The 10,935-nt window shown below is 27.9% G+C and carries 14 protein-coding genes and 1 pseudogene; all 15 read right to left on the reverse strand.

Annotated features, from left to right (window positions below; genetic code table 11):
* Positions 1-439, reverse strand: a 439-nt coding sequence (locus tag IC219_RS20800) for an N-acetylmuramoyl-L-alanine amidase (protein ID WP_227853488.1), incomplete at its 3' end; no start/stop codon positions are given.
* Between the two features lie 73 nt (positions 440-512).
* Positions 513-689, reverse strand: coding sequence for a hypothetical protein (locus IC219_RS20805; protein WP_227831968.1), 177 nt, complete (start codon positions 687-689; stop codon positions 513-515).
* Positions 690-715: 26 nt separating this feature from the next.
* Positions 716-1,042: a hypothetical protein gene (locus IC219_RS20810; RefSeq protein ID WP_227437667.1), complete on the reverse strand. Its 327-nt coding sequence runs from the start codon at positions 1,040-1,042 to the stop codon at positions 716-718.
* A 16-nt stretch (positions 1,043-1,058) separates the two neighbouring features.
* The gene (locus IC219_RS20815) at positions 1,059-2,903 is read right to left on the reverse strand and encodes a hypothetical protein (RefSeq protein ID WP_227853487.1); all 1,845 of its coding nucleotides are present in this window, start codon (positions 2,901-2,903) and stop codon (positions 1,059-1,061) included.
* A gap of 36 nt (positions 2,904-2,939) precedes the next feature.
* Positions 2,940-3,122, reverse strand: a complete 183-nt coding sequence (locus tag IC219_RS20820; RefSeq protein WP_227437663.1) for a hypothetical protein — start codon at positions 3,120-3,122, stop codon at positions 2,940-2,942.
* Positions 3,122-3,412 (reverse strand): hypothetical protein, encoded by a 291-nt coding sequence (locus tag IC219_RS20825; RefSeq protein ID WP_227437661.1) that lies wholly within the window; start codon positions 3,410-3,412, stop codon positions 3,122-3,124. The genes IC219_RS20820 and IC219_RS20825 overlap by 1 nt, the downstream gene beginning before the upstream one ends.
* Positions 3,413-3,428: 16 nt before the next feature.
* A complete protein-coding gene (locus IC219_RS20830; protein WP_227853486.1) occupies positions 3,429-4,106 on the reverse strand; it encodes a hypothetical protein in 678 nt (225 codons plus the stop codon).
* 212 nt (positions 4,107-4,318) lie between these two features.
* Positions 4,319-4,471: a hypothetical protein gene (locus tag IC219_RS20835; RefSeq protein ID WP_227436986.1), complete on the reverse strand. Its 153-nt coding sequence runs from the start codon at positions 4,469-4,471 to the stop codon at positions 4,319-4,321.
* Entirely contained in the window at positions 4,471-4,683 is a 213-nt protein-coding gene (locus IC219_RS20840; protein WP_227436984.1) for a hypothetical protein, read from the reverse strand. Before IC219_RS20840 ends, IC219_RS20835 begins: the two co-directional genes overlap by 1 nt.
* Positions 4,684-4,693: 10 nt before the next feature.
* Positions 4,694-5,326 (reverse strand): hypothetical protein, encoded by a 633-nt coding sequence (locus IC219_RS20845; protein ID WP_227853485.1) that lies wholly within the window; start codon positions 5,324-5,326, stop codon positions 4,694-4,696.
* A 13-nt stretch (positions 5,327-5,339) separates the two neighbouring features.
* Positions 5,340-5,963 (reverse strand): hypothetical protein, encoded by a 624-nt coding sequence (locus tag IC219_RS20850; RefSeq protein WP_227853484.1) that lies wholly within the window; start codon positions 5,961-5,963, stop codon positions 5,340-5,342.
* Between the two features lie 33 nt (positions 5,964-5,996).
* A complete protein-coding gene (locus tag IC219_RS20855) occupies positions 5,997-7,166 on the reverse strand; it encodes an InlB B-repeat-containing protein (RefSeq protein WP_227861676.1) in 1,170 nt (389 codons plus the stop codon).
* Between the two features lie 66 nt (positions 7,167-7,232).
* Positions 7,233-7,370 (reverse strand): XkdX family protein, encoded by a 138-nt coding sequence (locus IC219_RS20860; RefSeq protein ID WP_227831975.1) that lies wholly within the window; start codon positions 7,368-7,370, stop codon positions 7,233-7,235.
* Positions 7,370-7,702, reverse strand: a complete 333-nt coding sequence (locus tag IC219_RS20865) for a hypothetical protein (protein WP_227853482.1) — start codon at positions 7,700-7,702, stop codon at positions 7,370-7,372. Before IC219_RS20865 ends, IC219_RS20860 begins: the two co-directional genes overlap by 1 nt.
* Before the next feature lie 18 nt (positions 7,703-7,720).
* Positions 7,721-10,935, reverse strand: a pseudogene (locus IC219_RS20870) (hypothetical protein); the annotation flags it as partial.

Genomic DNA, 10,935 nt, shown 5'->3' on the forward strand with positions numbered 1-10,935 from the left:
TTGCCTTTGTTCTTCTTAAAAATGCTAGAGTTTTCTTTTCTTTAACACCTCTATTTTTAAAGTCTTTATCACCTTTCGCATGATAAGTTTCAGTTATTTTTTTACACACTCTTGATGCTATTTCAACTGTTTCTTTATCATTTAAGTTATATACTAAAACTTCTACACCTCGACCACCACCTGAGTTAAAATGGATACTTACATTTAGATTACTATTATATGAATTACATTTATCTATAATTTTATTTAATATATCACTTTGAGAAGTTCCATTGTTACAAGTAGTATCATATACCGTACATTCTTTTTTTACTAAAGGTATTAACTCTTTTAGCACATTTCTTGCCTCTGTAGATTCTTTTATGTACTTTACTGCTCCAGAACCCACCTTACCATCTGGATTATGTCCCGCATGGACTGTTAATGTTTTTATGTTCAAAATCACCACTCCTTTCAATTTTAAAAGAGGGTTAAATTAATAAACCCTCTAAATTTAGACATAAAAAAAGAACCTATACTATTTCACTTGGTTCTACTGGTGTTTCTTCTTTATTTAGTAAATTTGTTAACTCTGTGTACTCGCTTTTTTTAATTCTATTCATGGCATAAAACACATCTAACTTAGTTTGTAACTCTTCTTTAGTCTCAAAATTCTTTTGTTCAATCATTCTTTTTAAAATATTATGCATATTATCACCTCCTGTTTTTATTTATTTTATAACACATTGTTTGTGTTAAGTTCTAACATAGCTATTCTATAAGCATTATCTATTAAAAGATTGTCTTGCTCCTTTTGATTTTCTATTAAAATTGTAATTTTATTTGCATTTATTTCTTCAATTGATGGTTCTGAATTAGGCGGATTCTTTTGTAACTCCAACCATTCATTGTAGACTTCTTCGCCTGTCTTAATTAGCTCTCCACCTTTTATGATTGGAGTAAATAATTGTTTATCTTCTGTAATGAAATAATCATTTATATTATTTAAATCATCTTCAAAACCATATTCTATTAAAATATTTTTCTTTTCTTCTATATTCATATATAAATTTCCTTTCCTATTCAATAAAATAAGTTCCATAACTATATATATCTGCATTGCTTCCTAATTGTGTAATTTGAAGGTATCCATTTGCAAAATTAAAATACATAAAGCCTTGAACTAATTGATTGTTTTGGGTTGTAAATATTGGAAAAACATAGAAAGTTTTAGGTGCAAATCCATTAGGAAGCTTTAATAATGCAGTACTATCTGTTGTTGCTCCGCCAGTTATTCGCATGTGAAAACTAACTTGATTGCCATTTTTACTTATTATAAATCCATCATTATCTGAAACTGTTTTCTTCCATCCATTTAATAATTTATTAGATAAATCTATAGTTACATTCTTAGACTGCATACTATTAATATTTTTTATATTATCTCTAATGACTTCTATATGACTGCCTAGGTTTTGAGTACTTTCAAAGCTAATGTTTGGTACTATAGCATTAGAGTTACACATAAATCGAGTTTGATTATCGTATTGTTCTAAATTTAATGTTGTAAGTTCAATTTCTTGTGGTGTTTCTAATTCATAAACAACTTTTATTGGATTAGATTTCATCCATTTTTTAACTCCTTGAATATCTTGTGTTGCTAATCTACTTCTTAAAATCCTAAAAGAAATTTCCCTATCTTGATTCATGATTATACCTTCTGTAGTAATTCCATTTGCTACGGTTGTACCTACACTTTTAAATCTATCACAACATATAGTATTAATTCTATTTACCGTACTATCAAGAGGTTTAGCGTTAACAATAGGGTTAGTTATAATATAAATAACAATATCGTTATTTTGCTCGGTTTTTGTTTGTGGATTAAAGTTATCACCATCAAGAATTATTTCGTCACATCTTTTTATTAAGTAATACTTATTATTTTTATAAACTATTTCATCTTTAACACCATTAGGTAAACTTCTTAATGTATATGGAATTAATTTCTTATCATATTTATACTTTTCATATTCTTTAATTTCACCAATATTAAACATAATTTTTATATTTGGAGAATAGCCAACTGAATTAGTACCAATAAAAAAGTTTATATACTTAGTGTTTTCACTAGTAGTAAAAGAAAAAGTACTTGTAATAGAGGTGCTTTTTATATATTTTTTATTTTTATCATACTCAAATATTTTTCCAGCTACATCTAAATCATAGTTAATTGAATATTTTTTATTTCCATCCACATCTATAAAATTCTTATTAGAGGTTGCATTATTATCAGTATAAAAACTGCCATCATCTACATAACTACCATTTCTAAACTCTCCATCGAATAAGTTTCCATCATTTTTATAAGATAAAATCTCTATATTATCTCCTTGACCAACACTTTGTAATCCATCAAAATAAGGAACAGATTTATTTGTATAATCACCTTCTAATAATACCATCTGAAAGTTTAGTAGGGTTGTACTCTGAGTATAGATTCTTAATTTAGTAACATTTGCTTTCATATTGAGCGGTATTGCTTGACTTCCAGCTTTAATGAATACTTCATTGTTTGTATTATCAGATAGTATTGAATGTAATGTATATGCTACATCATGATTAGATACATTAATAAATAAAGTATAAATTCCTGTATTCAACATACTTGTTAGGTCTACATATGCAGCACTATCATTCAATTTAATGAAATCGCCTTCTTTAGTGCTATTATTTTCTAGTATGAACATACTTGTAGATGCCAAATTAACTAATGTCTTGCCTTCTATATTTAAATTAGTTATATAACCTTTCTTACTATTTTCTATTGTATATTCACCTGTATTAGTAGTACATTTTAAATTTTCAACTTCTTTTAAATTTTCTATATCATCAAGATTTTTAAGTAAATCTTTGTATATCAAATTAAATCACCTCTTTCCAATAAAAAAAAGAACCTTCTATTTTGTAGGTTCTGTTCCTTCTACTACTCCACTTTCTTTAATTATATAATCTTCTACTGCTGTCCTGTAATCTATGTTAGTCACATCATCTAATTCAAATTCTCGATTTTTCAAAGGGTTCAATCCTTTATTTAAAATCCTCTCTGCCAATATCCTTACTACAACATTATTTATATTCATTATAATAATCCTCCTACTTTTTCATTTTCATTTAATAAAATCTGATTTTCTAATTCTTGTATTCTCTTTTGTTCTTCTGTTAATTCTCTTTTTATCTCTTTTATGATTGGTACATTATTAACTACATCTATCTTTTCTATATAACAATTATCAGCTATTGATTTAAAAGGAATGTCAATATAATCTATTTTTGTTATAGTCTTTCTTGGTATAATATCTCCTTCCATTTCTCCATATATTGCAATTATTTCTCCGTCTTGGTCAAAGATTATTCTTCTTCCTATTTCCATTTTTAGTCCTCCTTTTTTATTCGTACTTTATAGCGAACCAACTAACGGCTGCATATATACTGGTATCATTTAAATAAATTGGTGTTCTAAAACCATTTGTAAAAAATCCAGCACTGGTAGAATTAGAATAAGTATCTGTGTCAAATATGCGATTTTGAAATCTACCAATATTTTGTCTAGTGCTAGATCTGTACTCTTCACTAATACATAATATTAAATTAGGCATTAAATTCATGGTAGAGTCAAAAGCGATAGTTGTATAGTTGCTATAGTTATCTTTTGTAGTCATGAAAACTAAATTAGGCCTAAAAGATAACGAATTAATCTCAAGAGAGACACGTCTCACCGAATCTGTTTGACCATATGGCAAGACATAGCTTGGCTTCATTGTAATATAATTGCTTTCGCTCTTTGCTGTTTTTATTATATTTTTTATGCTTGACACTTTATTAATTAAATTTTGCATACTTTCAGTTTTATTTGCAGAAACATTTTTATTTGTCAAATTTGTTGCAAAAGTATTTTTTAATGTTTCTATTTTTGTTTTAGTTATGTTTAACTTATCTGTCCCAGTAAAAGGGCTTCCCAATGTGTTTGCTATATTATTTTTGCCAATTTGCAATTCATTTTTTACATCCCCAAAGGCTGTTATAAGTTGACTTAAACTTGCATTTTCGTTTAATTTTTCTATCATAAAAATATCACCTTTCTACTTTAAGTAACCATTTTTAAAGGATAGGTTACTTTTTAAAATAGAAAGATGATTAAATTTGAATGTTTCTTTTAATATAGAATTTAAAATAATTTCTTTATAAATATGTGAAAATAAGTAAAATAAATAGAATTAGAACTTTTTAGTAGCCTATTCTTTAAGAACAGTTACTAAAAGCTTTACTATTTTATGTCTTACTCTATTGCATCTATATAATCCTTTACTGCTTTTCTATACTCTGTATTGGTTACATCATCCAGTTTAAAAGGTCTATTTTTGAGTGGATTCAGCCCTCCGTTTAATATTCTTTCTGCTAATATTCTTACCACAACATTATTTATATTCATTACAACAATCCTCCTTGTAATTCATTAGTTATAATTAATAATTCATTTTCTAATTCTTCGTAACTAAGTTTTTTTTCGTATATTGGATTATCTGATAAAATTATATAGCTACATTTTAATGTTTCTGATAACTCTATTACATATAAATTGTTATTTTCATTAATTATTTTTTCTTTTTCCTCTAAAGAATTGTAATAAAATTGTTTTTTCATATCTATGCTCCTATCTTAACAATGTAACATAAGAAACTGATGTGTAAGCTTTTGAACTAGAACTATTTCCTGTTCCAACATCTGTTAATAACACTTGTATTTTTAGTTGTGTAGTATTATCAATAATTATGTCTTTTTTAAATTTTGTAGAACGACCACTAGCAGTAGCATCGCATGAAAGATAAATATATTCTTTTTTTTCTCCATATATTATTTCTAATCTAGAATTTGCAAAAGTAGCCCAATTTTTATAAACTTCTAAAGTTCCTTCAATCCTTAAACAACCTTTGATATTAGGTTTATCATTATAAATAATGTATGGACTATTTACTTCTTCTACTCTTCCTGTATCTTTACATTTAACAATTAATATTGATTGTACTATAAAATTTATCGCATTAATTAAATCAGTAAATGAGCTTTGAGTACTTGCTGATACTCCTTTATATATTAAATTATCCGCTAATGCACTTTTTAATGTTTCTGTTTTTGTTTTAGTTATATCTAGTTTATCTGTGCTTAAAAATGGACTCCCTAATACAGTTGTTATATTATCTTTACTAGTTTGAAAATCAGTTTGTACACTTTGTAATGCTGCCATAATCTCCCCTAAACTAGCATTCTCAGTTAATTTTTCTGTCATATCTTCACCTCGCTTATATCATATCTATTAGATTATTTGCTATTGTAATTCCTCTACTTCTTTGACCACTTATTTCTACCATTATTTCCTCTAATACTCCATCTAACTTATCACTTGTAAATCTATCATTAGCATCTGTAATACTTATACTGGTATCTATAAGCTGTATACTGCTAATAGAATCCGCTATTTTTTTAGAGGAATAAGTAGTCATTTCAGATACTCTGTTATCATCAACAGTCGCATTTATAAAATGAGTCTCTGCATTCCCATTTATAACATAAACATTTAACTCAACTTTTACTTCACTTCTAATTTCAATTGAGTTATCATCTATAATTTTAAAGTTTGTAACTACATTCTCTTTTGTAGTAACATCTATAATATTCACAACTATTCTTTGTGTTAATAAGTTATGTGTTACAGTTGCCTTAAATCCATTTTCTGTATCATCCACCCAATCGTTAATTGTGACTCTTTGAGTAGATGCTACATTAGAACCTCCTGCTATAAGCTGGTCAATCTTAGTATTTAACTCTGTTTTAGCAGTTTCTATGTTTGTATTAACTTTTTCAATTTCATTACTAGTGTTGATAGGTACATTTTTTAATTTTTTTACCACATCTTCATTTAACAATTTCTCACCTTCTTTTTTTTCTTGATTCAGAGTTTATTCTTCATTATTTCTCCAAAATCCATATAAAATAATATTACTTTTATCAAATATTATTCTATCTCCAAAATTTAGCATAGTTGACCCATCATTTCTTACTGTTGTCCACCCCAGAAGTTCATAGGAACCTGCTTGTAAATTTCCTGTATTAGATGCTACAATTGCACTTGCACCTGTTAGATATGAATATGTGTTAACTGGTGCCGTACCGCTTACACCCGTTCCAGCTGGAAAATTTGTACTATATGCCATTCTATATTTTCCCCACATACAATATAATATTACATCTTCTTTATCTATTATAATGCTTTCTTCTGCCTCACTTGCTATTACAGGAATTTGAGCTTTTTCTATATCAGAAACCCACCCACAAAACTTGTCCTTATCCTCTTCTCCACCTAGCGGATTATTTTCACTATTTTGTAATATAGTGACTATATCACCTTCAACATATCTATTTGTATCTATAGGTACTTCTCCTGTTCTATTTAAAGGGTATTCTTCTGGTGGAAAATTAGCATTATAAGTTACATATCTATATTTTTTCCAGACTGCATATAAATGTAAACCCTCTGATTGTACATGTTCATTTTCTATAGTAGCATTTTCAATTACATCTCCACTCTCAGTTAATGACCAACCACAAAACTTATAATTATATTCTTTGTTATTTTCATCATAATTACTTAATTGCAAAAGACTAACTTTGTCTCCTAAAATATATTTATTACTATCAATAGGTATGGTTGGAATACTACCTTGAAAATCATTAGGAAGATTCAATTCATACACAATATCAACACATTTATACCAGATAGCATATAAAGTAATGTCATCTGTAGCTATATATCTTTCAATTACATCTCCACTTTCAGTTAATGACCAACCTTTAAATCTATATTCATTTAAATCTGTATTACTTGGAGAACCTAGTTTGGCTTCCGTATTAGAGAGTACTGTCATAGGATTTGGTACTATGGTATCTTCATCTAAATGTCCTTCTGGTAAGTTAATGTCATAATTTATTATATATTTTTTACTATTTTCTAATAATTGTAATAAGATATTCAAATCTTCTTTATTTACCTTTTTAGTAAGTTCTAAATTAATATTATCCTTCTCTCTATTCAAGCTATTAATATTCTTTACTACATCTTGATTTAACAATTTCTCACCTTCTTTTTTATTTAGAGAGCTACAAAAGTAACTCTCCATTTTGAACATAAAAAAGAACTATCCTATATAGTCCTCACCTGTTATTTCTCTATATTCTACTTCAGTTATTTTATTCTTACCTACTGAATTTTTAACCATTTCTTTAGTCCACATTTTATTATCATAATAATATTTTATTTTTTCATATCCCAACATTATATTAATCCTCCCATCATTAAGCTGTAATTTATATTTGCATTTTCCTGTTCTAATTCTTTAATCTTTTTTAATACTTCTTGTTCGGGTGTTAAAGGTATTTCTACATACTCATATGTAATCTCTTTTGTTGTCTTGTCTACATACATAATAGGTGCAAAACCTTCTCTTTGTTCTGCTTCTACTACTTCATCGACCAACACTCCACTTAATTCTAATTCTTGAGCTGATTTATTTAACCCATATGTTTGGTCAAAAGGCATATTGTGTATTAAATTCACCTTATATATATTTCCTTCTTTGTGTTCTAATCCTGTTAAATATTTTTGCATTTTATTTCCTCCTAAATTTTAATTATAATAAGCTATTCTTTGTGTTTCATGTGTATTTTTGAATTTTCTTGTTGTATAATCTCTACCTCCTACTATAATATTATCTTTAGAATCTATATCAAGACAATTTAAATAAATTAAATCTTTAGTATAAACAAAAAAATTCCAGAACTCGCTTCCATTAGAAGAGATTTTTCTTAAACTTTTATCCCAACTCCCACTATAAATATTGTCTTGTTGGTCTACACATAAGCAATTAACATTTTCAGTATGTCCTATAAAACTCCATATCTCAATTCCGCTAGAAGATATTTTCTTTAAACTTTTATCGTGGCTACCACTATAAATATTATCCTTAGAATCAACACAAAGTGAAGCTATACCTTTAGTGTGTCCTGTAAAACTCCATATCTCAATTCCGTCAGAATATATTTTCTTTAGAACACCATTAGAATCTCCACTATAAATATTATCTTGTGAGTCTATGCATATAGAATTTATATAACTTGTATGTCCTGTAAACTCCCATACACCACTACCTTCTTTGGTTATTTTTCTTACTATTTTTCCAGTGCTTGCACTATAAATATTATCTTTAGAATCTACACATACAGCTTTTATAGAAATATCTTCGCTTGGCATAGTATATTTACCAATTTCAACGCCTAATGAAGAAGTTTTCCCAATTGTATTGTCACTGCTACCAGAAATTATATTATTTTGAGAATCTAGGCAAACTGAATATATAGAGTTTGTATGACCTATATATTTCCATATCTCAGTACCTTCTTTCGATATTTTTCTTACAGTTTTATCAATACTTCCACTATAAATATAGTCTTCAAAATCTATACACACTGAGTATACTTCATTAGTATTAATTTTAATATTCCACAATTCAATTGGAAAAGGTAACACCTCTTTCACAATAGTATCTAGTTTAGTTATTTTGTGTATTTCACTTTGATTGTCTTTTGTAAATAGAATACCTAAATTTTGTTGTAGTTTTCTTACAGTAGTATCATTACTTCCACTATAAACATTACTATTAGAGTCTATAGAAACACATCTGACATAATCAGTATGACCTTTAAACTCCCATATTTTTGTGCCAATTGAAGATATTTTCCTTATAATTTTATCTCTACCTCCAATATAGACCGAACCTTCAGAATCTGTGTTGACTGTAAATATATTACTAGTATTTTCATTATATTTCCATATCTCAGTTCCGTTTGAAGATATTTTTCTTATAGATTTATCATCACTACCACTATAGACATTACTATCTAAATCTACACATACTGAATATACTGAACTTGTATGACCTGTGAACTTCCATATTTCTATACCACTTTGAGATATTTTTCTTACAGTATTATCATAACTACCACTATAAAGATTGTTATCTAAATCTGTACATACAGAAAAGACATAACTTGTATGACCTGTGAACTTCCATATTTCTATACCACTTTGAGATATTTTTCTTATTGTATAATCATCACTAGCACTATAAACATTTCCATTTAAATCTACGCATACACCTTCAACATACCCTGTATGACCAGTAAATTTCCATATTTCTATACCACTTTGAGATATTTTTCTTACTGTGTAATCATCACTGGCACTATAAATATTATTTTGTTTGTCAACACATATGGATTTTACTGGTAGTGTATGGCTTGTGAACTCCCACATCTCAGTACCACTTGTTGATATTTTTCTTATTGTACTATCATGACTGCAACTAATTATATTATTATTTAAATCTACACATACTGAATATACTCCACCTGTATGGCCTGTAAATTCCCAAACTTCTTCAACATCATCAGGCATATCTGGCATTTGTTTTATACTACTAATATTACTTGCCATAGTTTGAAATGTATCACTACTATTAGTTGGTACTTTTTTGTCAGTAATAGCAGTAGCGATTAATTCCTTTCCATTACTGACAGATTGAAAAAGTTCATTAACTGCATCTGTTAGGTTTTTAGCATTTGTGCTTAATTCGTTTACACCTATTTTTGAATCAATTTTAACACTAGAATAAGTACTATCTAGTGTTGTTATATTATCGTTTATTGTAGCCGTTATAACTTCTTTATTTGTATTACCATTTACAACAGTCACTTTTACATCTATATTACTTTCATTAAAAATTTCTATTGTATTAGAATCAACTACAGTATAAGAATTAGTCATACTTTTCTTAGTTGCTTCATCTAGTATCGCTACAAATATATTTTCTGTAACAAGATTATGGTTAACTGTAAGTTTAAAGTATTCTCCATCAGATACCCAATCAGATTCAACATAAGACTTACTAAAGGCTACATTAGTTGCAGCAGAAGTCATCTCAGCTATTTTCTCATTAACCTTCTCAAAGTCATATGTTAACCTTTCCTTTAGAGTGTCTTTTACAATGCCATCAATTGTCTCTCTGGCTTGCATTAACTCACCTCTAGCATCAAGGCTTTCCAATTCACCAAATCTATTCTCAAACTCAGTTATTTTATTGCTAACAGTAGTTTCCATATCCGTCTTAGCAGTATCAACTTCAACTATTTTGTCATCTACTTCTTTTATTTTTGTATCTAATTTTTTAGTACTTTCATCAATACAATCTTCAACATCAGATATAACTTGATTTACTTCATCAAGTTTGTAATCTATTTGCTCTTGATTGTCTGTAAGTTTATCTTCAAATGTTTTATCATAATAACTAAAAGTGTTTTCTGTTCTAGTATCTAAATCTTGAAATTTTTTATCTGTCTGAGCTTGTACATCAAGTATTTTATCATCAACTATATTGTCTATTTCTTCAGACTTGGCATCTATCATTTCATCAAGTTGTAATTGGCAGTCAGTTAACTTATCATCAACTTGGATTTGCATATTTTGAATAGATTTTTCGCGATTTTCCTCTTGATTTTGACGTGTTAATTCATTAAACTCTCTATCGTCTTCTTGTATATTTCTTAAGTCTTCATTATAAATTCTAATCTGCTCTGCTTTATCTCTAACTTCTTCATTTCCTAGAATAGTTATTTCAAGTTGCTCAACTCTTTTAGTCAATTCTTTATTATTCTTTATGATTTCCTCAGCTTGAGATATTAAGACTAATAAGACTCCATACTCATCAGTCGAAGTAATGTCATCATCATTTATCATACCTTCTTCGACTCTATAATAAAGGTTGCTGGTATTAAGTAGGGTACCAT

The organism is Clostridioides sp. ES-W-0018-02 (genome assembly GCF_020658175.1).
In the GTDB taxonomy this organism is placed as follows: Bacteria; Bacillota; Clostridia; order Peptostreptococcales; family Peptostreptococcaceae; genus Clostridioides.

Bases quoted from the DNA above. Each gene is read 5' to 3' on its own strand.
- IC219_RS20830 (WP_227853486.1), bottom strand. From the start codon at position 4,106: ATGATAGAAAAATTAAACGAAAATGCAAGTTTAAGTCAACTTATAACA.
- IC219_RS20860 (WP_227831975.1), bottom strand. From the start codon at position 7,370: ATGTTGGGATATGAAAAAATAAAATATTATTATGATAATAAAATGTGG.
- IC219_RS20825 (WP_227437661.1), bottom strand. From the start codon at position 3,412: ATGGAAATAGGAAGAAGAATAATCTTTGACCAAGACGGAGAAATAATT.
- IC219_RS20865 (WP_227853482.1), bottom strand. From the start codon at position 7,702: ATGCAAAAATATTTAACAGGATTAGAACACAAAGAAGGAAATATATAT.
- IC219_RS20840 (WP_227436984.1), bottom strand. From the start codon at position 4,683: ATGAAAAAACAATTTTATTACAATTCTTTAGAGGAAAAAGAAAAAATA.
- IC219_RS20820 (WP_227437663.1), bottom strand. From the start codon at position 3,122: ATGAATATAAATAATGTTGTAGTAAGGATATTGGCAGAGAGGATTTTA.
- IC219_RS20810 (WP_227437667.1), bottom strand. From the start codon at position 1,042: ATGAATATAGAAGAAAAGAAAAATATTTTAATAGAATATGGTTTTGAA.
- IC219_RS20835 (WP_227436986.1), bottom strand. From the start codon at position 4,471: ATGAATATAAATAATGTTGTGGTAAGAATATTAGCAGAAAGAATATTA.
- IC219_RS20805 (WP_227831968.1), bottom strand. From the start codon at position 689: ATGCATAATATTTTAAAAAGAATGATTGAACAAAAGAATTTTGAGACT.
- IC219_RS20845 (WP_227853485.1), bottom strand. From the start codon at position 5,326: ATGACAGAAAAATTAACTGAGAATGCTAGTTTAGGGGAGATTATGGCA.